The organism is Serratia marcescens subsp. marcescens ATCC 13880 (genome assembly GCF_017299535.1).
GTDB lineage: Bacteria > Pseudomonadota > Gammaproteobacteria > Enterobacterales > Enterobacteriaceae > Serratia > Serratia marcescens.
Genome location: NZ_CP071238.1, coordinates 2,924,303 through 2,944,416, shown reverse-complemented (window position 1 = coordinate 2,944,416; position 20,114 = coordinate 2,924,303). Strand labels below are relative to the sequence as shown.

General features: G+C 58.7%; 21 protein-coding genes. 12 read left to right on the top strand and 9 right to left on the bottom strand.

Going from position 1 to position 20,114, the window contains the following annotated elements; translation table 11 throughout:
• Window positions 1–31: 31 nt before the first annotated feature.
• Window positions 32–1,762 carry an arginine--tRNA ligase gene (argS, locus tag J0F90_RS14050; protein WP_033640095.1) on the bottom strand — a complete coding sequence of 577 codons (1,731 nt, stop codon included), beginning with the start codon at window positions 1,760–1,762 and terminating at the stop codon, window positions 32–34.
• Window positions 1,763–2,590: 828 nt separating this feature from the next.
• Here argS and J0F90_RS14045 point away from each other — a divergent pair.
• A complete protein-coding gene (locus J0F90_RS14045) occupies window positions 2,591–3,157 on the top strand; it encodes a VOC family protein (protein ID WP_033640096.1) in 567 nt (188 codons plus the stop codon).
• Here the strand turns inward: J0F90_RS14045 and J0F90_RS14040 are convergent.
• Window positions 3,154–4,302 (bottom strand): MalY/PatB family protein, encoded by a 1,149-nt coding sequence (locus J0F90_RS14040; protein ID WP_033640097.1) that lies wholly within the window; start codon window positions 4,300–4,302, stop codon window positions 3,154–3,156. The two genes, J0F90_RS14045 and J0F90_RS14040, sit on opposite strands and share 4 nt — an antisense overlap.
• Window positions 4,303–4,403: 101 nt before the next feature.
• Here J0F90_RS14040 and cutC point away from each other — a divergent pair, with 101 nt between their 5' ends.
• From cutC to J0F90_RS14025, 3 genes are all read left to right on the top strand, one after another.
• Complete coding sequence (cutC, locus tag J0F90_RS14035; RefSeq protein WP_004932400.1) at window positions 4,404–5,162, top strand: copper homeostasis protein CutC; 759 nt, start codon at window positions 4,404–4,406, stop codon at window positions 5,160–5,162.
• 430 nt (window positions 5,163–5,592) lie between these two features.
• Window positions 5,593–5,997 carry a hypothetical protein gene (locus tag J0F90_RS14030; protein ID WP_033640098.1) on the top strand — a complete coding sequence of 135 codons (405 nt, stop codon included), beginning with the start codon at window positions 5,593–5,595 and terminating at the stop codon, window positions 5,995–5,997.
• A complete protein-coding gene (locus tag J0F90_RS14025; RefSeq protein ID WP_042705480.1) occupies window positions 5,994–7,838 on the top strand; it encodes an FKBP-type peptidyl-prolyl cis-trans isomerase N-terminal domain-containing protein in 1,845 nt (614 codons plus the stop codon). The genes J0F90_RS14030 and J0F90_RS14025 overlap by 4 nt, the downstream gene beginning before the upstream one ends.
• Before the next feature lie 37 nt (window positions 7,839–7,875).
• Here the strand turns inward: J0F90_RS14025 and cmoB are convergent, their stop codons facing one another.
• From cmoB to J0F90_RS14000, 5 genes are all read right to left on the bottom strand, one after another.
• Window positions 7,876–8,847 (bottom strand): tRNA 5-methoxyuridine(34)/uridine 5-oxyacetic acid(34) synthase CmoB, encoded by a 972-nt coding sequence (gene cmoB / locus J0F90_RS14020; protein ID WP_033640100.1) that lies wholly within the window; start codon window positions 8,845–8,847, stop codon window positions 7,876–7,878.
• Entirely contained in the window at window positions 8,844–9,587 is a 744-nt protein-coding gene (cmoA, locus tag J0F90_RS14015) for a carboxy-S-adenosyl-L-methionine synthase CmoA (protein ID WP_033640101.1), read from the bottom strand. Before cmoA ends, cmoB begins: the two co-directional genes overlap by 4 nt.
• Window positions 9,588–9,689: 102 nt before the next feature.
• The gene (locus J0F90_RS14010) at window positions 9,690–10,085 is read right to left on the bottom strand and encodes an MAPEG family protein (RefSeq protein WP_004932387.1); all 396 of its coding nucleotides are present in this window, start codon (window positions 10,083–10,085) and stop codon (window positions 9,690–9,692) included.
• Between the two features lie 102 nt (window positions 10,086–10,187).
• Window positions 10,188–11,003 carry a DUF72 domain-containing protein gene (locus J0F90_RS14005; protein WP_089185335.1) on the bottom strand — a complete coding sequence of 272 codons (816 nt, stop codon included), beginning with the start codon at window positions 11,001–11,003 and terminating at the stop codon, window positions 10,188–10,190.
• A gap of 53 nt (window positions 11,004–11,056) precedes the next feature.
• Window positions 11,057–11,635 (bottom strand): hydrolase, encoded by a 579-nt coding sequence (locus tag J0F90_RS14000; RefSeq protein ID WP_033634190.1) that lies wholly within the window; start codon window positions 11,633–11,635, stop codon window positions 11,057–11,059.
• Between the two features lie 215 nt (window positions 11,636–11,850).
• On the opposite strand from J0F90_RS14000, the gene J0F90_RS13995 reads away from it, so the two are divergent.
• The 7 genes from J0F90_RS13995 to ruvB all read left to right on the top strand — a co-directional run bounded on the left by J0F90_RS13995 (window position 11,851) and on the right by ruvB (window position 17,479).
• Window positions 11,851–12,081, top strand: a complete 231-nt coding sequence (locus J0F90_RS13995; protein WP_320204121.1) for an FmdB family zinc ribbon protein — start codon at window positions 11,851–11,853, stop codon at window positions 12,079–12,081.
• A gap of 74 nt (window positions 12,082–12,155) precedes the next feature.
• Window positions 12,156–13,940, top strand: a complete 1,785-nt coding sequence (gene aspS / locus J0F90_RS13990; protein ID WP_033640103.1) for an aspartate--tRNA ligase — start codon at window positions 12,156–12,158, stop codon at window positions 13,938–13,940.
• Window positions 13,940–14,386, top strand: coding sequence for a dihydroneopterin triphosphate diphosphatase (gene nudB / locus J0F90_RS13985; protein WP_004932373.1), 447 nt, complete (start codon window positions 13,940–13,942; stop codon window positions 14,384–14,386). Before aspS ends, nudB begins: the two co-directional genes overlap by 1 nt.
• 19 nt (window positions 14,387–14,405) lie before the next feature.
• Window positions 14,406–15,149 carry a YebC/PmpR family DNA-binding transcriptional regulator gene (locus tag J0F90_RS13980; RefSeq protein ID WP_004932370.1) on the top strand — a complete coding sequence of 248 codons (744 nt, stop codon included), beginning with the start codon at window positions 14,406–14,408 and terminating at the stop codon, window positions 15,147–15,149.
• Between the two features lie 57 nt (window positions 15,150–15,206).
• Entirely contained in the window at window positions 15,207–15,728 is a 522-nt protein-coding gene (gene ruvC, locus J0F90_RS13975; protein ID WP_004932367.1) for a crossover junction endodeoxyribonuclease RuvC, read from the top strand.
• Window positions 15,729–15,840: 112 nt separating this feature from the next.
• Window positions 15,841–16,455, top strand: a complete 615-nt coding sequence (ruvA, locus tag J0F90_RS13970; protein ID WP_016927436.1) for a Holliday junction branch migration protein RuvA — start codon at window positions 15,841–15,843, stop codon at window positions 16,453–16,455.
• Window positions 16,456–16,474: 19 nt separating this feature from the next.
• The gene (ruvB, locus tag J0F90_RS13965; protein WP_016927437.1) at window positions 16,475–17,479 is read left to right on the top strand and encodes a Holliday junction branch migration DNA helicase RuvB; all 1,005 of its coding nucleotides are present in this window, start codon (window positions 16,475–16,477) and stop codon (window positions 17,477–17,479) included.
• 61 nt (window positions 17,480–17,540) lie between these two features.
• Here ruvB and znuB read toward each other — a convergent pair whose 3' ends face one another.
• Window positions 17,541–18,326 (bottom strand): zinc ABC transporter permease subunit ZnuB, encoded by a 786-nt coding sequence (gene znuB / locus J0F90_RS13960; protein ID WP_016927438.1) that lies wholly within the window; start codon window positions 18,324–18,326, stop codon window positions 17,541–17,543.
• Complete coding sequence (gene znuC / locus J0F90_RS13955; protein WP_004932357.1) at window positions 18,323–19,081, bottom strand: zinc ABC transporter ATP-binding protein ZnuC; 759 nt, start codon at window positions 19,079–19,081, stop codon at window positions 18,323–18,325. The genes znuB and znuC overlap by 4 nt, the downstream gene beginning before the upstream one ends.
• Window positions 19,082–19,159: 78 nt before the next feature.
• Between znuC and znuA the strand changes: the two genes are divergently transcribed.
• The gene (gene znuA, locus J0F90_RS13950) at window positions 19,160–20,104 is read left to right on the top strand and encodes a zinc ABC transporter substrate-binding protein ZnuA (protein WP_033641400.1); all 945 of its coding nucleotides are present in this window, start codon (window positions 19,160–19,162) and stop codon (window positions 20,102–20,104) included.
• The last annotated feature ends 10 nt before the right edge of the window (window positions 20,105–20,114 follow it).

Sequence of the window (20,114 nt, the reverse complement as noted above, 5' to 3'; positions counted from 1 at the left end):
GGCGACCTTTTTACTTTCCGCGCGGTGCGGCTTACATGCGTTCGACGGTTTCGATGCCCAGCGTGTCCAGGCCGGTTTTCAGCGTTTTAGAGGTCAGCAGCGCCAGCTTCAGGCGGCTCTGACGGGTTTCTTCGCTGTCGGCGTTCAGGATCTGGCAGTGCTCGTAGAAGCTGGAGAACAAGCCGGCCAGATCATACAGGTAGCTGCACATGACGTGAGGCGTGCCTTCACGTGCAACGGTGGTGAGCACCTCTTCGAACTGCAGCAAGCGGGTAGCCAGCGCAATTTCACGCTCTTCGGTCAGCGTCAGCGGCAGTGTCAGGCTGCTTTCGTCGATCCCGGCGCGCTTGAATACCGATGCCACACGGGTATAGGCGTATTGCATATAAGGTGCGGTATTGCCCTCGAAGGCCAGCATGTTGTCCCAGTCGAAGACATAGTCGGTGGTGCGGCTTTTCGACAGATCGGCGTATTTCACCGCGCCGATGCCGACCACGCGGGCCACGGTCTTCATTTCATCTTGCGGCATGTCCGGGTTTTTGCCGGCGATCAGCTGTTCGGCGCGTTCGATGGCTTCATCCAGCAGATCGGAGAGCTTCACCGTGCCGCCCGAGCGGGTTTTGAATGGCTTGCCGTCTTTGCCCAGCATCATGCCGAACATGTGGTGCTCCAGCGAGACGGACTCCGGCACGTAACCGGCCTTGCGCACGATGGTCCAGGCCTGCATCAGGTGCTGATGCTGGCGGGAGTCGATGTAATACAGAACGCGGTTGGCGCCCAGAGTTTCGTAGCGATACTTGGCGCAGGCGATATCGGTGGTGGTGTAGAGGTAGCCGCCATCCTTTTTCTGGATGATGACGCCCATCGGGTCGCCGTCCTTGTTCTGGTATTCATCGAGGAACACCACGGTGGCGCCTTCGCTTTCCACCGCCAGCCCTTTGGCTTTCAGATCGGCGACGATGCCCGGCAGCATCGCGTTATACAGGCTTTCGCCCATCACGTCGTCTTCGGTCAGCGTGACGTTCAGGCGGTTATAGGTCAGCTGGTTTTGCGCCATGGTGATGTCGACCAGCTTGCGCCACATTTTCAGGCAGTACTGATCGCCGCCCTGCAGCTTCACGACGTAAGCGCGCGCGCGCTCGGCGAACTTGGCGTCTTCGTCGTAGTGTTTCTTGGCTTCGCGATAGAACTGTTCCAAATCGGACAGGCCCATATCGCTGGCGTTTTCGTTCTGCATTTTTTCCAGGTAGGCAATCAACATGCCGAACTGAGTGCCCCAGTCGCCGACATGGTTGGCGCGGATCACTTTATGGCCCAAAAACTCCTGGGTACGCGCCGCGGCGTCGCCGATGATGGTGGAGCGCAGGTGGCCGACGTGCATCTCTTTCGCCACGTTCGGCGCGGAGTAGTCGATAACAATGGTTTGCGGTTCAACCGGCGCAATGCCCAATTTCGGTGCGTTCAGCACCTGATCGGCCTGGCGGGCGACCCAGTCGCTGTTCAGGAAAATGTTGATAAAGCCGGGACCGGCGATTTCCACTTTACCGGCGACGTCGCCGAGATCCAGCAGTTGCACCACTTTTTCCGCCAGCTGACGGGGCGGCATGCCCAGCTTTTTGGCGACTGACATCACGCCGTTGGCCTGGTAATCGCCAAACTGCGCCTTGGCGGAAGGGCGGACCTGCGCTTCGCAATCGGCTGGCGCGCCAGCGGCGATCAGCGCCTGGCTGACTTTATCTGAAAGAAGAACCTGAATATTCACCGGGTTACCTTAATGACGAACGAGGGGCTGAAGCCAGCCCCTGCGGGATTCAACGGTGGCGGGCGCGATGGGCGACCGCCACAAAACAGCCTGTAATTGTAACCGATCTGACGAAGCCCGTCAGCAGTTGGCGCGGCCGCTGCGATGAAACAGTTGTCGGGTGCGGCGCGTTGATTGCCGGAAGGTGAAAGCAGAATGACCTGAACAGAATGTACGAAGGGGAGAGTTGCGAAGCTAGCGTTTTTTATTGCGGCGACCAGCATCCAGCGTGTTGACGCTGCGTGATTTGAAATGACGGTAGATGGCGTATACGGCGATAATTATCAACACCAAGGATATCGTCAGCAATAACATAATGATCATCTCGAATTTAAATTTCCTCCAAAGTAGCGGAGTTGTCTTGGTGAATCAATTGTCTGGGGGTAAATTAAGATAATCCTTAGCTTCCCATCAATTAATGGGGTTTATTTTCTTTTTTTACAATAGGTTGTGCTTATGGTTTTATGTGGCTTCGATAAGTGAATCAGGTTTGATTAAACCAGACTATTCAATCGACTTGGCCAATGGAGTGCAGAGGGTTTTGTGCAAAATAACTTAAATCATAACGTCATGAAGAGAAGGTATAATGGCTTGCGAAAAATCTTATTTTTTATTTTTCTGTTGCTTTAATAAGCTGTCATCTTAATAAGAAACTGGTTTTTATTCTCCCCGTCCGCAACCAAAAATCATTCTGCACCGCCGCCGAAAAACGTCGCCACGGTGGCGAGCGCTGCCGCCACCGTGTAAATTACGGCGTTTAACTTTGCGCTCCGTTGTTTTGAGGTTTCTATGACCACTCCCTTGCAGGCCGTTGCCGAGCTTGACGATCTGACGCTCGATTTGCCGCGTTTCGAGCAGGCGCTGCATCAATTTGCCGCCAAATTGCGGCTTGATCTGGCCGCGTTTACCGCCGATCACATCTCCCTGCGCTGTCACCAGAATGCCACCGCTGAACGTTGGCGCCAGGGGCTGATGCAGTGCGGGACACTGCTATCCGAATCGATGATCAACGGGCGGCCTATCTGCCTGTTCGATTTGTCTCAGCCGCTGGCCGTAGGGCCGTGGCGGATAGACTGCATCGAACTGCCGTATCCAGGGGAGAAACGCTATCCGCACGAAGGCTGGGAACACGTCGAATTAGTGCTCAGTGGCGATCCTCAGACGCTGTACGCTCGGGCGTTGAGCCACCTTGCCGATGAAGCATTGTTGGCGCCAGGGATCAAGCTGAAGCAAAGCTCGCCAAAAGGTGAGGGCGAGCGGCTACCGAACCCGACGCTGGCCATCACCGACGGAACGGTCACGATCAAGTTTCATCCGTATTCCATTCGAGACATCGTCGCCAGCGAACAAGGTTAGCCAGGCAGCGCCGCACAGGCTCGCGCCATGCGATCGAGCGCTTCATCGAGCAGGGCCCATCTGCAACCAAAGTTAAGCCGCACAAAGCGCCGATCGCCGAAATCCAAACCGGCGCTTAATCCAACGCCCGCGCGCTCGAAGAACTGATGCGGATTGTCCACCGGCAACGCGCCGCAGTCGATCCAGGCCAAATAGGTGGCTTCAATCGGCAACAACTTCAATCCCGGCATGGCGTTGATGCGTGCTGTCACCCGATCGCGATTGGCGCGCAGATAAATCAACTGCTCGTCCAGCCAGGGTTGCCCGTATTGATAGGCCGCCTGGGCGGCGACCAGCGCCAGCAGATTGACCTCCGGCACGATGCCGCTGCGCGCGCGTTTCAGCTTTTGTCGCAGCGCCTCATTAGGGACGATCGCCATCGAGGCGCCGAGCCCGGCGAGATTAAACGTCTTTGACGGTGACATCAGCGTCACGCTGCGTTGGGCCGCGTCTTCATTCAGGGTGGCGAAGGGGATATGGCGCGCGCCGGGCTCAAGCAGCAGTTCGCAGTGAATTTCATCCGAACAGACGATTAAATCGTGTTCGCGAGCGAACCGGTGGTGCTGCAACAGCTCCTCTCGGCGATACACGGTGCCACCGGGGTTCTGCGGGTTGCACAGCAACAGGAGTTTTTCGTTGCCGTTGAGCCGATCATGCATCGAGGAAAAATCCAGCCCCCAACGCTGGTTGACCGCTGTTAGCGATACCGAAAGGTGTTTACGCCCGGCGAATTTGGCCGCTTTGCGAAACGGCGGATAAATGAGCGAGGGGGCCAGCGTGCTCTGATGTTTTTCGGTGCAGGCTCGCACGCACAGGTTCAGGCCGCACACCAGGCCAGGCAGGAAAATGATCCATTCAGGCTTGATGTGCCAATCGTAGCGCTCTACCATGCGGCGGGTAAAAACCTCAATAAGATCAGGGGATGGGTGGGTGTAGCCGAATACGCCGTGTGCTACGCGGCGCTGCAAGGCTTCGATCACCGCCGGCGGTGAGGTGAAATCGCTGTCGGCGACCCAAAGTGGGATGATGTCGCTGCCGCGATATTTATCCCACTTAACGCTGTCACTGTGACTGCGGTCTACCCATTGATCAAAATTGAATGCCATAGTGATAACCCTGAGCCGGTTTATGCCTATGCATGAGCCTACGTGAGAAATGAAGAAATGAACAATTGCCGCCGTATGTTGGCCGTTATCTGGGGGTGACAATGATAAAACTGGAAGTTTGTTGCTTTAGCGTCGACTGTGCGCTGACGGCCGAACGGGCGGGCGCCGATCGCATCGAGTTGTGCGCCAGCCAGAGCGAAGGGGGATTGACGCCGAGCTATGGCACGCTGCGTCTGGCGCGTGAGCGGGTTTCGATCCCGGTGCATCCGATCGTTCGCCCGCGCGGTGGCGATTTCTGCTACGGCGCGGTGGATTTCGAAGTGATCAAACAAGATATCCGCCAAATTCGCGAGATGGGGTTCCCCGGCGTGGTGGTTGGTATGCTGGACGACGAAGGGCACATCGATCTGCCGCGCATGCGCGAAGTGATGAGGCTGTGCGAAGGCATGGCGGTGACGTTCCATCGCGCGTTCGATATGTGCCAGAATCCGATGGTGGCGCTGGAGCAACTGACCGAGCTGGGTGTGGCGCGCATTCTGACCTCCGGCCAGCAGCAGAGCGCCGAACTTGGCCTGCCGTTGCTGCGCGATTTGCGCCAGGCCAGCCAAGGCCCGGTGATCATGGCGGGTGCCGGCGTGCGCCTCAGCAATCTGCATAAGTTTGTCGATATCGGCCTGCATGAACTGCACAGCTCTTCCGGCCATCTGGTGCCGTCGACCATGCGTTATCGCAAGGCGGGCGTCACCATGTGCTCCGATAACGAGTTTGACGAATTTAGCCATTATTGCGTGGATGGCGAAATGGTGGAGGCGATGAAAAACGCGCTGGCCTTGGTTGATCCTCTGGCGCAAAGCGCATAAACACGCAGTTAGCCGCGTTTGACAACCGGTTTCCGGGCCGTAAGACCCCTTTGCGTGTCACTGAGCCCTCGGCGATCACGCAAGTACCAGGCCCCGGCGTTTTGCCGGGGCTTTTTTTATGTTTTGTTAAGACCATTAGCCCGTTTCAACGCGGTATCTCGGTCGACCAACCCCCCATCTCTTCTTGCGATCGTCATGCCCTGCTGATAAGTTTGTGAATTAAAATCCTTTAAATATCATAATATTAAATGATTTTTTGATATGCATTGATGCAGTGAATTGTTGGCGCCATGCCTCTCAATGCTGCGTCTGCATTTTCATGTCCGAACACGGCTTGGCTGATGGCCGGAACATCACAGCATCAATGAGGAGAGCCGTCAGCTCGACTGCAGAGCGCGTTGGCGGCGGACTTAACAAGGAGATAATGATAATGACCCGAACGGCACACAGTTGGACCGCTGCGCTTTTACTGACGTTGGCCCTGACCGGCTGCCAGACCGCCAAGCGGCCCGTTTCTACATTGAGTAAGCCGCCCAGCGCAGAAGAAGTTGCGGAGCAGGATAAGCGGCAGCGTGAGGCCGAGCGCATGCAGCAGTGCCAACGCGAACTGGATGCCATGCGCGGCATGGATAACGAGAAATATCAGAAATTCAAACGCGAGTTCGATACCTTGATGAGCGGTGCGGCGCAGTATGCCGGCGTGCGCCAGCGGATCAATACGGGCACGCAGGAAACCGTCGATGCGCTGTATCGTTATCGCACCAGCCGTCTCTGCGCAGACATCAGTTCTGCAATGATGACCGGTCTGGCTGAGCGCGGAGAACGCGCCCAATGATCCCTCGTGCGAGAAAGGCACTGCTGAGCCTGATGATATCGCTGGCGCTTGCGCCAACGCTGGCCGTGGCGGATGACGATGTGCCTGCATTATTGCAGTTTGCCGAGCGCTACCAGCAACAGGATGCACCGGCGGCTGACGCCGCGGTTACCCCGCCCCGGGAAATCCAAAAGCCGGCGTCCCGGCCGGTTCAACTTCGTGAAACGGCTGCGCAGAGAAAGCAACTGACGCAGTTGCAAAAGGCGCTGCGTGAGAAAGAGACTCGATTGGAACAACAGCAAGCCGCTATTCAATCACTGCAGCAGGAGCTGACCGCGCTGCGCGTTGCGTCATCCCTGACGGTTGCCGATAAACCGGCACCGGCTCCCGATCTGAGCGCGTTGAGCGACTTCGCCAGCGGCGTGCGACAGGCGCTGAACCTGACGCCGCAGGAGCGCAAGGCTCAGGCGCAGATCGCCGAGGCGCAAGCCGCGTTAGAGCGGCAAAAGCAACAAACCGCGGAGCGAGATCGGCGCATTGCCTTGCTGGAACAACGGCTGGCGGCCTTGCCCAAACAGGCGGAAAACGTTCGGCAGCAGGTTTGGGAGGAGAAGCTGGCGGCGGCGCAAACCGCCAATGATAAAGCGCGTCAGCGTTATGAGCAGGACAAAAAAGCGGCCGCCGCTGAGCTGGAACGACAAAAGGTCGAGGCCGCCAAGTTGACGGATGAACTGCAGCGGCAGCTGGCGCAGCTGCAGAAAGAACAGGGCGTCCAACGACAGCAGGAGGGGCAACAAGAGAAAAGCCTGAAGACGGCGCTGGAACAACAAAAAGCCGAAGCCGCCAAGGCGGTGGGCGAGCTTCAACAGCGGCTGGCGCAGCTGCAGAAAGAGCGTGATGACCAACGTCGGCAGGCCGAGCAACAAGAGAAAAGCCTGCAGGCGTCGTTGGCAAAGCAGGCGATAGAAGCCGCCAAAGCGACGGAGGAACTGCAGCGGCAGTTGGCGCAACTGCAGGAAAAAAACAAAGCGCAAACCGAGCAGGCCAAAATGCTGGAACAACGTCTGGCGGCGGTGACGGCGGAAAGCGCGCAGGCAGCGCAGAAGAGGGATGAAGCGACGCAACGGGCGGATAAAACGGCAGCGGAGCTGGCTGCCGCCCATCAGGCTCAGCAAGCTTTGCAAGACGAACTGAGCGGGCTGAGATCGCGGGCCAAATGGTTGCCGGAAGTGAAAACGCTGAAGAAAAAACCGGAGCAACAGAGCTATGCTGCCGGCGTCGCCTTGGGGCGCGATATCCAAACGATGCTGGCTGAGCGTAAAAATTGGGGCATCACACCCGATAAAACCATGTTGCTGGCCGGCGTGATCGATACCTTCAACGGCCATTACCAGTTGAGCGATGCGCAGCTGACCCGCGCGCTGGCGGAGTCGGAAAAAGCGGTGAGTGACGCCAGAAACCAGGCGGCGAAGACGCAGACCAGCAAGGGTGAGGCGTTCGTTGCCGAGTTCAAAAAGAAGAAGGGCACGCAGAAATCGCCTTCCGGCTTCTGGTATCGCATCGATTATGCGGGTGATGAAACCATTGCGGAAAACGCGCGGGTAGACATCGTGGTGAAAGAGAGCTTAACCGACGGCAGCGTGATTCAGGATATGGATCGCAGTGGAAAGGTGATGTCTCAGCCGCTCTCCGCCTATCCGCCGTTGTTCCGCGAGGCGATCGGTCATCTGAAAAATCACGGTTCGCTGACGATGGTGGTGCCGCCGGCGTTGGCGTACGGTGAAACGGGCTATGCGCCGCAGATCCCGCTGAACGCGACGATGGTGTATGAGCTGCGGATTGTCGATGCCAGCAACGGGTAACTGGGGGCCGGCGCAGGCCGGCCCGATTAAGCGAGCGCTAGGGTTTTTTTGCAGTCAGCACGGCGCGCAGGGGCGCCGGATAGCCTTCCACCGTTTTGCTGCGATCGTTCGGATCGAGGAATTCGGCCAGTGATTCGCTGGTCATCCAGTCGGTGCGGCGCTGCTCTTCGAGACTGGTGACGCACATATCGGCAATCTTCACGTCGACGAAACCGCACTTCTCCAGCCAGCATTTCAGCGCCTCGGCGGAAGGGATGAAATACACGTTGCGCATCTGCGCATAACGATCGCCCGGCACCAGCACCTGGTGGCGATCGCCTTCCACCACCAGCGTTTCCAGCACCAGTTCGCCTTCAGCTACCAGCTGATTTTTCAGTTGATACAGATGATCGAGCGGCGAGCGGCGGTGATACAGCACCCCCATCGAGAACACGGTGTCGAACGCCGCCAAATCCGGCAATTGCTCGATGCCGAGCGGCAGCAGGTGGGCGCGCTGATCGCCGCCCAACAGCTTGCGCACCGCTTCGAACTGGCACAGGAACAGTTGCATCGGATCGATGCCTACGGCGAGATGTGCGCCGGCGCCGATCATGCGCCACAGGTGATAACCGCTGCCGCAGCCGACATCGAGAATGGTGCGTCCGGCCAGCGGAGAAATGTGCGGCAGCACGCGATCCCATTTCCAGTCGGAATGCCATTCGGTATCGATATCGATGCCATACAGCGAGAACGGCCCTTTACGCCACGGCATCAGGGTGCGCAGCATTTTCTCGACGCCTTCAAGCTGGCCCGGCGACAGGCCGGGCTCCATCTCAGCGCGCACGCCGTGCAGCAGATCGAGACGGGTGGGGGTCAGCGTCGGCAAATGTTCCACCGAGTTGAACCACTGCTTGAATTTGCCGTGCAGCGATTCGCGTTGCCAGGCGCTCAGCTGTGCGGGCAGCGTATCCAGCCAGTGGCTGAGAGGGCTCTTGGCAATGCGCTGATAGAAATCACCGAATTCGATCATTGCGCATCCCCCGCTTTCAGGGCGATCAGCGAACCGAAGTTGAAGCACTGGAACCACACCTCAGCATGCTCGAATCCGGCCTGTTGCAGACGCGCTTTGTGCGCTTCCACTGAATCGGTCAGCATCACGTTTTCCAGCATGCTGCGTTTTTGGCTGATCTCCAGCTCGCTGTATCCGTTGGCGCGTTTGAAATCGTGGTGCATGTTGAACAGCAGCTCGCCGACTTCGGCGTCTTCAAAGCTGAATTTTTCCGACAACACCAGCGCACCGCCCGGGCGCAGGCCACGATAGATTTTCTCCAGCAGGCGCAGGCGATCGGCCGGCTCGAGGAACTGCAGCGTAAAGTTCAGTACCACCATCGAGGCGTCTTCGATGTCGATGTCGCGAATGTCGGCTTCGATGACATCAACCGGCGTGTCGGCGCGGAAGGCGTCAATATGGCGGCGGCAACGTTCCACCATCGCCGGCGAATTATCGACGGCGATGATAGTGCAGCCGGGCACCTTGATATTTCGCCGCATTGACAGCGTCGCTGCGCCCAGCGAGCAGCCCAGGTCATACACTCGGCTGTCGGGGTGCACAAAGCGTTCGGCCAGCATGCCGATCATCGAGATGATGTTGGAATAGCCGGGAACCGAGCGTTGGATCATGTCGGGGAACACTTCGGCGACGCGTTCGTCGAAGGTCCAGTCGCCCAATTTGGCGATGGGAGCGGAGAAAAGGGTATCGCGGTTTGGCATAGCGGCAAATCAGTTCAGAATTCGAAGCTGCGTAGTCTAACAGAAAAGCGCAAAAAAGCGGAGCGGAAGCAGGCGGCGCGGCCGCCTGATGATAAAACGGGATCAGTGCAGGCTGAAAATCAGATCCCAAGGCAGATAGAAGATATTTGCCAGAACCATCAACAACAAAGAGATATAGGTCGCGGCCATGCCGGAACGGCGCCAGCGAACCTCACGGTTGCGTAAACCGTAGTAATGCACCAGCCGCCCGGCCATCAGCATCAGGCCGCAGAGGTGAATCATCCAGATTTCCGCGCCGTTCATTTCCATGATCACCAGCAATACGGCAGCGATAGGAATGTATTCAACGGCGTTGCCATGCACGCGTATGGCGGTCTGCAATTCGTAGAAACCGCCGTCGCCGTAGGCTACGCGGTACTGCATCCTTAATCTGACTACGTCATAAGAGAGTTTGATCAACAACAATGCGCCGAGCACCACATAAAGCGCGCTTACCATTTTTAACTCCGTTCCCTAACCAAAACTGGCAGTCAGCATCATAGCCGTCATTGTATTCACTGTCGCGGGGAAATATTTGATGTTATTGGTCAGATTAATAGGTCAAAACAGTGCATCTTGTTCTGGCCAGTCTGGCGGCGCAGGCAAATCAGGGATCGCCAGGCGCAACTGCTGCCAAATTTTTTGCGCCTGCTGGGGCGAATCGCCGTTGTCCGGCGTATGAATAAACAGATAGGGCTGATGCTGTTGCTGCCACAGCGGCAGTTTTTGCTGCCAGGCTTCGAACCAGCGCAGGTTATCGGCCAACTGGTCACCGCCGATAAAGCGCACCAACGGTTGGTCCGCGGTGACCAGCGCGTGTACCGGCAGCTTCGGTTTTTTCTGCTGGGCATCGCGTACGGCAGCGGTGTTGGGGGCGGCGTGATGCACCGGGCGGCTGTCGAGGATCACCCGATTGATGCCGCGCTGGTGCAACCCCTGATTCAACGCGCGCTCTTCCTCGCCCTTGGCGAAAAACGCCGGATGACGCACTTCTACGCCGTAGGTGAATTCCTGCGGCAGGCTTTCGAAGAACTGCCACATGCGCGGCAGCTCATCGGGGCCGAAGGCCGCGGGCAGCTGCAGCCACAACTGGCCGATGCGCTGATGCACCGGGCTCAGACAGTGGTAAAACGCCTGCAGCTCGGCGGCGCAGTTGCGCAGGGCGGCCTTGTGGCTGATGTCCGACGGGAATTTGAAGCAGAAGCGAAAATCGTCGCCGGTCATGTCGCGCCAGCGCTGCACGATGTCCAGTTTCGGCAGCGCGTAGAAGGTGGTGTTGCCTTCCACGCAGTTGAAGTAGCGGCTGTAATCCGCCAAATCACGCAGCCCGATACGGTTCCAGGCTGCATGTTGCCACTGCGGCAGTCCGATGTAGATCACGGCGTCGTCTTCCTTTACTTGTGCTTGGATTATCAGGCTACAACTTAACGTTACCGGTCGAGCGCGGCAAGAATTTCGCCGGTGTCGCGCACCCGCGCCAAACGCGGGAAGATGTGTTCGAACGCGAAACGGTGCATTTCCGCGTTCTGCGCGCTGCAGACGTCTTCGGCGATCACCAGCTCATAGCCGTGTTCCCAGGCGGCGCGGGCGGTGGACTCCACGCCGATATTGGTGGATATGCCGCCCAAGACTACGGATTTGATGCCGCGACGGCGCAGCTGCAAGTCCAGATCGGTGCCGTAGAAGGCGCCCCATTGGCGCTTGGTGATCAAAATATCGTTGTCGCAGACCGCCAGCGGCGCGGGGAACTCCCACCAGGTGGCCGGCAAACCGCCGGCGGGCGCGGGAGCCGGTTTATCCACCGGTTGTTTCAGCGCCTCGGCGAAGGAGTCTGACCAACCGACGCGCACCAACAGCACCGGCGCGCCCAGCATGCGAAAACGCGCGGCCAGCAGGGCGGCGTTCGCCACCACCTGGTCGGCGCCGTGCGGGCCGCCGGCGTAGGGCAGAATGCCGTTTTGCAAATCGATCAGCACCAGAGCGGTGGTTTGGGCGTCAAGTTTCAGCATGGATTTCATCTCGTTGCGAAGTGGATAAAAACTGTTCGGCGCGTCGGACGAGCTGCGTTCGGCGCAAAACCGGGGGAGAATCAGGCTACGTGAAAAAACTGTCGCAGGTTAATGGGAAATTTGTTAACCGATGTGTTGATTCGGACAAAAACGCGCCATTTAGTGCAGTAACAATGCTGTGTTCGCACTTATCGGGCGGATGAATTTCCTTTATAATGACTCCCTTTTTTCAACACTCTTTAATCCAACGACCTATGCCGATTTATGAATATGCATGTGGTGCTTGCAACCATCGGTTAGAGAAATTGCAAAAATTTTCCGATGCGCCGCTGGCAGACTGCCCGGCGTGTGGGCAGCCCGCGTTGACCAAGTTGATCTCATCCTCCGGCTTCCAGCTTAAGGGCACCGGCTGGTATGCGACGGATTTTAAACCGGGTAACAAGTAGAATTTATCAGATAACAGCCGCGCGACAGGGGCGCAGTAGCCCGGCGCGGCATCGGCTGTGTAAAAGGATAGCGTATGCGTACTGAATATTGCGGGCAGTTGAATCTGTCCCACGTGGGCCAGGAAGTCACTCTGTGTGGTTGGGTCAATCGTCGTCGCGATCTGGGCGGCCTGATCTTTATTGATATGCGCGACCGCGAAGGCATCGTGCAGGTGTTCTTCGATCCGGACCAGAAAGTGGCGTTCGACAAGGCCTATGACCTGCGCAATGAATTCTGCATCCAGATCGTCGGCACCGTGCGTGCGCGTCCGGACAGCCAGATCAATAAAGATATGGCCACCGGCGAAGTGGAAGTGTTCGCCCACGCGCTCGAGATCATCAACCGATCCGAGCCGCTGCCGCTGGACTCCAACCAGGTCAACAGCGAAGAAGCGCGCCTGAAATACCGTTACCTCGATCTGCGTCGTCCGGAAATGGCCGAGCGTCTGAAGACTCGCGCCAAAATCACCAGCTTCGTGCGCCGCTTCATGGACAGCCACGGCTTCCTCGACATCGAAACGCCGATGCTGACCAAGGCGACGCCGGAAGGCGCCCGCGATTACCTGGTGCCGAGCCGCGTGCACAAGGGCAAATTCTACGCGCTGCCGCAGTCTCCGCAGCTGTTTAAACAGCTGCTGATGATGTCCGGCTTCGATCGTTACTACCAGATCGTCAAATGCTTCCGCGATGAAGATCTGCGTGCGGATCGTCAGCCTGAATTCACCCAGATCGACGTCGAAACCTCCTTCATGACCGCCGAGCAGGTGCGTGAAGTGATGGAGAAACTGGCGCGTGAACTGTGGCTGGACGTGAAGGGCGTGGAACTGGGCGATTTCCCGGTCATGACCTTCGCCGAAGCGATGCGTCGCTTTGGTTCCGACAAGCCGGACCTGCGTAACCCGCTGGAGCTGGTGGACGTGGCCGACCTGGTCAAGGACGTCGAGTTCAAAGTGTTCTCCGGCCCGGCCAACGACGCCAAAGGCCGCGTGGCGGCGATCCGCGTACCGGGCGGCGTACAGCTGACCCGCAAGCAGATCGATGAGTACGGCGCTTTCGTCAACATCTACGGCGCCAAAGGCCTGGCCTGGCTGAAGGTCAACGACCGCGCCGCCGGCATGGAAGGCGTGCAGAGCCCGATCGCCAAATTCCTCAGCGCGGAAGTGCTGGAAGCTGTCCTGGCGCGCACCGACGCGCAGACCGGCGACATCCTGTTCTTCGGCGCAGACAGTTTCAAGATTGTCACCGATGCGATGGGCGCGCTGCGCCTGAAGCTGGGACGCGATCTGGGGCTGACCCAACTCGACAGCTGGGCGCCGCTGTGGGTGGTCGACTTCCCGATGTTCGAAGAAGACGAAGAGGGCGGCCTGGCGGCGATGCACCACCCGTTCACCTCACCGCGCGACATGAGCCCGGAAGAGCTGGCCGCCGCGCCGGTCAACGCTATCGCCAACGCCTATGACATGGTGATCAACGGTTACGAAGTGGGCGGCGGTTCGGTGCGTATTCACCGCAGCGAAATGCAGCAGACGGTATTCAGCATTTTGGGCATCGACGAACATGAACAGCGCGAGAAGTTCGGCTTCCTGCTGGACGCGCTGAAGTACGGTACGCCACCGCACGCTGGCCTGGCCTTCGGCCTGGACCGTCTGGTGATGCTGCTGACCGGCACCGACAACATCCGCGACGTCATCGCCTTCCCGAAAACCACCGCTGCGGCCTGTCTGATGACCGACGCACCGAGCTTCGCCAACCCGGCGTCGCTGCAGGAGCTGGCGATCAGTGTGGTAAAGAAAGCCGGTGCGGAACAAGAGAGCGAGTGATGAGTTACAAGCGCCCTGAATCTATCCTGGTAGTGATTTACGCGAAATCCAGTGGTCGGGTGCTGATGTTACAGCGGCGCGACGATACCGAGTTCTGGCAGTCGGTCACCGGCAGCCTGGAACAGGATGAGTCGCCGCCGCATGCCGCACGGCGTGAGGTCATGGAAGAAGTGGGCATCGATATCGAAGCAGAGCACCTGCCGTTGTTCGATTGCCAGCGCTGCGTGGAGTTTGAACTCTTTGTCCATTTGCGACATCGCTATGCGCCGGGAACCACGCGCAATAAAGAGCACTGGTTCTGTCTGGCGTTGCCCGAGGAGCGCGATCCGGTAATTACCGAGCATCACGCTTACCAATGGCTTGAGGCGGCCGAGGCCGTGAAGTTGACCAAGTCGTGGAGCAATCAGCAGGCGATTGAAGAGTTCGTGATCAATTCAGTCCAGTAGTTTTTTTCGGAGATTTTTTATGGCAGGTCATAGTAAGTGGGCCAACACAAAGCACCGTAAAGCGGCGCAGGACGCCAAGCGCGGTAAAATTTTCACCAAGATTATTCGTGAGCTGGTCACCGCCGCGAAGCTGGGCGGCGGCGATCCGGATTCCAACCCGCGTCTGCGCGCGGCGATGGACAAGGCGCTGTCGAACAACATGACGCGCGACACCATGAACCGCGCGATCGCGCGCGGCGTGGGCGGCGATGATGATACCAATATGGAAACCATCATCTATGAAGGTTACGGCCCTGGCGGCACCGCCGTCATGATCGAATGCCTGAGCGACAACCGCAACCGCACCGTGGCGGAAGTGCGTCACGCCTTTACCAAATGCGGCGGCAACCTCGGCACCGACGGTTCCGTGGCTTATCTGTTCACCAAGAAGGGCGTAATCACTTACGCACCGGGCCTGGATGAAGACAGCGTAATGGAAGCGGCGCTGGAAGCCGGTGCGGAAGACATCGTGACCTATGACGATGGCGCCATCGACGTGTTCACCGCCTGGGAAAGCCTGGGCGCGGTGAAAGACGCGCTGACCGCGGCGGGCTTCGAAGCTGAAGCGGCGGAAGTGTCGATGATCCCATCGACCAAGGCCGACATGGACGCGGAAACCGCGCCTAAGCTGCTGCGCCTGATCGATATGCTGGAAGACTGCGACGACGTGCAGGAAGTTTACCATAACGGTGAAATCTCCGACGAAGTGGCGGCGACGCTGTAATCCGGTAAAACGGGCGCCGCCGTTCGGCGGCGCCGTGCATGCAAGGTGGATGTAGATATGGCGATCATACTCGGTATCGATCCCGGCTCGCGCGTCACCGGCTATGGCCTTATCCGCCAGCAGGGGCGTCAGTTGAGCTATATCGCCAGCGGCTGCATCCGCACGGTGGTGGACGACATGCCGACGCGGCTGAAGCTGATTTACGCCGGCGTCAGCGAGATCATCACCCAGTTTCAGCCCGATTTCTTCGCCATCGAACAGGTATTTATGGCCAAGAACCCGGATTCGGCGCTCAAGCTCGGTCAGGCGCGCGGCGTTGCGATTGTCGCGGCGGTGAATCAGAATCTGGAAGTGTTCGAATATGCGGCGCGGCAAGTCAAACAAACCGTGGTCGGCACCGGCGCAGCCGAAAAGGCGCAGGTGCAGCACATGGTGCGTTCGCTGCTCAAACTCTCGGCCAACCCGCAGGCGGATGCCGCGGATGCCCTGGCCATCGCCATCACCCATTGCCATCTCAGCCAGAACGTGCTGCGGATGAGCGAAGGGCGGTTGAACCTGGCGCGCGGGCGTTTGCGCTGACGCGAAGCGATGATTGCTCAGGCTGGATATTCATCCAGCCTTTTTTATGTTATAAGCTTTACCAGCAACGGCATGGCAGGGCGCCATGCCCGGTCATTCCGCAGGAGGGTAAATGATAGGTCGTCTCAGAGGAAATATTCTGGAAAAGCAGCCGCCGCTGGTGTTACTGGAGGCGAACGGTGTGGGTTATGAAGTGCACATGCCGATGACCTGCTTTTACGAGCTGCCGGAACTGGGGCAAGAGGCCATCGTGTTTACCCACTTCGTGGTGCGTGAAGATGCGCAGCTGCTGTACGGTTTCAACGACAAGCAGGAGCGCGCGCTGTTCCGCGAGCTGATCAAGGTCAACGGCGTCGGGCCGAAACTGGCGCTCGCCATCCTGTCAGGCATGTCCGCGCAGCAGTTCGTCAGCGCGGTGGAGCGCGAAGAAATCACCGCGCTGGTCAAGCTGCCGGGCGTAGGCAAGAAAACCGCCGAGCGCCTGGTGGTCGAGATGAAAGACCGCTTCAAAGGGCTGAACGGCGATCTGTTCAACAGCAGCAGCGAGATCAGCCTGCCGTCCGCCGCGGAGAAAGCGCCTGAGGCTGACGCGGAGGCCGAAGCGGTCTCGGCGCTGGTAGCGCTGGGCTATAAGCCGCAGGAAGCCAGCCGCATGGTCAGCAAAATTGCCAAGCCGGGTGCCGACTGCGAGACCCTGATCCGTGACGCGTTGCGCGCTGCTTTGTAAGGCCGCTAAGAGGTAGATAATGATTGAAGCCGATCGCCTGATCTCCGCCGAACCGATCAATGAGGAAGAAGTCCTCGATCGCGCCATTCGTCCCAAGCTGCTGACCGAATACGTGGGTCAGCCGCACGTACGCGAGCAGATGGAGATCTTCATCCAGGCGGCCAAGCAGCGCGGCGACGCGCTCGACCACCTGCTGATCTTCGGCCCGCCGGGGCTGGGGAAAACCACCCTGGCCAATATCGTGGCCAACGAAATGGGCGTGAATCTGCGCACCACTTCCGGCCCGGTGCTGGAGAAGGCGGGCGATCTGGCGGCGATGCTGACCAACCTCGAACCGCACGACGTGTTGTTCATCGACGAAATTCACCGTTTGTCACCGGTGGTGGAAGAAGTATTGTATCCGGCGATGGAAGACTATCAGCTGGATATCATGATCGGCGAAGGGCCGGCGGCGCGTTCGATTAAGCTCGATCTGCCGCCGTTCACGTTGGTGGGAGCCACCACCCGCGCCGGTTCGCTGACCTCGCCGTTGCGCGATCGCTTCGGCATTGTCCAGCGGCTGGAGTTTTATCAGGTGGCGGATCTGCAGCACATCGTCTCGCGCAGCGCCGGGTGCCTGGGGTTGGAGCTGTCCGACGAGGGCGCCCATGAAGTGGCCCGCCGCGCGCGCGGCACGCCGCGTATCGCCAACCGCCTGTTGCGCCGGGTGCGTGATTTCGCTGAAGTGCGCGCCAACGGCGTGATCAGCGGTTCGGTGGCGGCGCAGGCGCTTGATATGCTCAACGTCGATGCCGAAGGCTTCGACTATATGGATCGCAAACTGCTGCTGGCGATTATCGACAAGTTTACCGGCGGCCCGGTCGGGTTGGACAACCTGGCGGCGGCGATCGGTGAAGAGCGCGAAACCATCGAAGACGTGATTGAACCGTTCCTGATCCAGCAGGGCTTTATCCAGCGCACGCCGCGCGGCCGCCTGGCGACGCAGCATGCCTACCGGCACTTTGGTCTCGAACGCGAAGAGTAAATTTTTAATCCGCCAATAAGAAAGGGCCGCAGATGCGGCCCTTGTCATACCCCGGCTTTAATCAAGCCTGCTGTTTTTTGAACAGACTCAGCGTGAACAGTACGGCGGCGCTCAGCACCACCGAAGGGCCGGCCGGCGTATCGTAAAACGCCGAGAAGGTCAGGCCGCCGGTGACGGCCACCATCCCGAGCAGCACCGCGACGCCGGCCATCTGTTCCGGCGTGCGCGCGAAGCGGCGGGCGGTGGCTGCAGGGATGATCAGCAGCGAGGTGATGATCAGCGCGCCGACGAATTTCATCGCCAGGCCGATGGTCAACGCGGTGACCAGCATCAACACGGTGCGCGCCCGCGCCAAATTGACGCCATCGACGTGCGCCAGCTCCGGGCTGATGGTCATCGACAGCAGATCGCGCCATTGCCACCACAGCACCAACAGCACCACGGCGACGCCGCCGGCGATCATCACGATGTCGCTCAGCGTGACCGACAGCAGATCGCCGAACAGGTAGGCCATCAGATCGACCCGCACGTTGGACATCAACGCCACCACCACCAGCCCCAGCGACAGGGCGCTGTGGGCCAGAATGCCGAGCAGCGTATCCACCGAAAGCTGCGGGCGGCGTTCCAGCCACACCAGGGCCAAAGCCAACAGCAGCGTAATGGCGATCACCGCATAGAAGGGATTGATGTCGAGCAGCAGACCAAAGGCGACGCCGAGCAGCGAGGCGTGCGCCAGGGTGTCGCCGAAGTAGGACATGCGGCGCCAGACCACGAAGGAACCCAGCGGCCCGGCGGCGCTAGCCAGCAACACGCCGGCCAGCCAGCCGGGAAGTAACAGTTCAATCATGCTTCGCGGCTCCCGGTTTTCTTCAAGACAATTCTTCCCTGCAGATCGTGGCGGTGGTTGTGATGGTGGCGATACACCGCCAGCTGCTCTGCGCCGCGGTTGCCGAACATGGCGATGAATTCGGGATGCATCGAGACCACCTCCGGCGCGCCGGAGCAGCAGATGTGCTGATTGAGGCACAGTACCTCGTCGGTTTTCGCCATTACCAGATGCAGATCGTGCGACACCATCAGCACGGCGCAGCCCAGCTCTTTACGCAGCTGATCGATCAGATCGTACAGCGCCAGTTGACCGTTGACGTCCACCCCTTGCGTGGGTTCGTCCAGCACCAGCAGCTGCGGTTTGTTCAGCAGCGCTCGCGCCAGCAGCACGCGCTGGTTTTCACCGCCGGAGAGCTTTTGCATCGGCTGGTCGAGCAGGTGGGCGGCGTGCACGCGCTTGAGCGCCGGCAGAATGTCGGCTTTCTTTACGCCAGGTTTAAGACGCATAAAACGGCTGACGGTCAGCGGCAGGGTGGCGTCGAGGTGCAGCTTTTGCGGCACATAGCCGATGCGCAGATCGGGCTCACGCTCCAGCGTGCCGGCGGTCGGTTTGACCAATCCCAGCACCACGCGCACCAGCGTGGATTTGCCCGCGCCGTTCGGGCCAAGCAGCGTGAGAATACGGCCGGGTTGCAGGCTGAGGGAAATGTTCGACAGCACCTTGCGGCTGCCGAAGGCGACGGAGATATTTTTTAGCGTTATCAGTGTAGACATCTCGAGATTACAGGTTGCAGAACGAAGCGAATGTTATAATATCACGCCTTGTTGATGAAAACGATGGGATTACTGATGATGGCAAAGAAAAATAAATGGCTGCAGCGTACGCTGTTGGCCAGCGCACTGTTGATGGCCGGCCCGCTGAGCAGCGCTTCCGCTGCGGTGGTGACCTCGATTCGCCCATTAGGCTTTATCGCTTCGGCCATCGCCGACGGCGTGACGCCGACCGAAGTGTTGCTGCCGGACGGCGCTTCGCCGCACGATTTTGCGTTGCGCCCTTCGGATATCCAGCGTTTGCGCTCTGCGGACCTGGTGCTATGGGTTGGGCCGGACATGGAAGCGTTCTTGAACAAGGCGCTGGTGCCTATCTCGGCGACCCGAAAGCTGGCTGTCAGCGAACTGTCGGCGGTGAAGCCGTTGCTGATGAAAGGCGAAGAGGACGACGATCATGATCATGCAGGCGAAGCGCATAACCATGCCGATGACGATCATGGGCATCATCACGGCGAGTACAATATGCACGTTTGGCTGTCGCCGGAGATAGCAAAAGTGACCGCGATCGCGATTCACGACAGATTGTTGGAACTTATGCCGCAAAATAAGGACAAATTAGACGCAAACCTGCGCCAGTTCGAGAATCTGCTGACGCAAACTGACAAAAATGTTGGTAACATGCTTACGCCTGTGCAAGGTAAGGGTTATTTTGTTTTTCATGATGCTTACGGCTACTTTGAGAAACACTACGGTTTGAGTCCGCTGGGCCATTTCACCGTCAATCCCGAAATTCAGCCTGGAGCACAGCGCCTACACCAAATTCGAACACAGTTGGTTGAGCAGAAAGCGGTATGCGTTTTTGCTGAGCCACAATTCAGGCCGGCCGTAATCAATGCCGTCGCCAAGGGTACCAAAGTGCGTTCCGGAACGCTGGACCCGTTGGGCACCGGCATCGCGCTGGGGAAGGACAGCTACGGGAAATTCCTGGCTCAGCTGTCAAACCAGTACGTGAGCTGCCTGAAGTAAAGCTTATGAG

What these genes read in the sequence shown, in the direction of transcription:
- J0F90_RS14045 (WP_033640096.1), top strand. Translation starts at nt 2,591, where the DNA reads ATGACCACTCCCTTGCAGGCCGTTGCCGAGCTTGACGATCTGACGCTC.
- J0F90_RS14040 (WP_033640097.1), bottom strand. Translation starts at nt 4,302, where the DNA reads ATGGCATTCAATTTTGATCAATGGGTAGACCGCAGTCACAGTGACAGC.
- cutC (WP_004932400.1), top strand. Translation starts at nt 4,404, where the DNA reads ATGATAAAACTGGAAGTTTGTTGCTTTAGCGTCGACTGTGCGCTGACG.
- J0F90_RS14030 (WP_033640098.1), top strand. Translation starts at nt 5,593, where the DNA reads ATGACCCGAACGGCACACAGTTGGACCGCTGCGCTTTTACTGACGTTG.
- J0F90_RS14025 (WP_042705480.1), top strand. Translation starts at nt 5,994, where the DNA reads ATGATCCCTCGTGCGAGAAAGGCACTGCTGAGCCTGATGATATCGCTG.
- cmoB (WP_033640100.1), bottom strand. Translation starts at nt 8,847, where the DNA reads ATGATCGAATTCGGTGATTTCTATCAGCGCATTGCCAAGAGCCCTCTC.
- cmoA (WP_033640101.1), bottom strand. Translation starts at nt 9,587, where the DNA reads ATGCCAAACCGCGATACCCTTTTCTCCGCTCCCATCGCCAAATTGGGC.
- J0F90_RS14010 (WP_004932387.1), bottom strand. Translation starts at nt 10,085, where the DNA reads ATGGTAAGCGCGCTTTATGTGGTGCTCGGCGCATTGTTGTTGATCAAA.
- J0F90_RS14000 (WP_033634190.1), bottom strand. Translation starts at nt 11,635, where the DNA reads ATGCTGAAACTTGACGCCCAAACCACCGCTCTGGTGCTGATCGATTTG.
- J0F90_RS13995 (WP_320204121.1), top strand. Translation starts at nt 11,851, where the DNA reads ATGACTCCCTTTTTTCAACACTCTTTAATCCAACGACCTATGCCGATT.
- aspS (WP_033640103.1), top strand. Translation starts at nt 12,156, where the DNA reads ATGCGTACTGAATATTGCGGGCAGTTGAATCTGTCCCACGTGGGCCAG.
- nudB (WP_004932373.1), top strand. Translation starts at nt 13,940, where the DNA reads ATGAGTTACAAGCGCCCTGAATCTATCCTGGTAGTGATTTACGCGAAA.
- J0F90_RS13980 (WP_004932370.1), top strand. Translation starts at nt 14,406, where the DNA reads ATGGCAGGTCATAGTAAGTGGGCCAACACAAAGCACCGTAAAGCGGCG.
- ruvC (WP_004932367.1), top strand. Translation starts at nt 15,207, where the DNA reads ATGGCGATCATACTCGGTATCGATCCCGGCTCGCGCGTCACCGGCTAT.
- ruvA (WP_016927436.1), top strand. Translation starts at nt 15,841, where the DNA reads ATGATAGGTCGTCTCAGAGGAAATATTCTGGAAAAGCAGCCGCCGCTG.
- ruvB (WP_016927437.1), top strand. Translation starts at nt 16,475, where the DNA reads ATGATTGAAGCCGATCGCCTGATCTCCGCCGAACCGATCAATGAGGAA.
- znuB (WP_016927438.1), bottom strand. Translation starts at nt 18,326, where the DNA reads ATGATTGAACTGTTACTTCCCGGCTGGCTGGCCGGCGTGTTGCTGGCT.
- znuC (WP_004932357.1), bottom strand. Translation starts at nt 19,081, where the DNA reads ATGTCTACACTGATAACGCTAAAAAATATCTCCGTCGCCTTCGGCAGC.
- znuA (WP_033641400.1), top strand. Translation starts at nt 19,160, where the DNA reads ATGGCAAAGAAAAATAAATGGCTGCAGCGTACGCTGTTGGCCAGCGCA.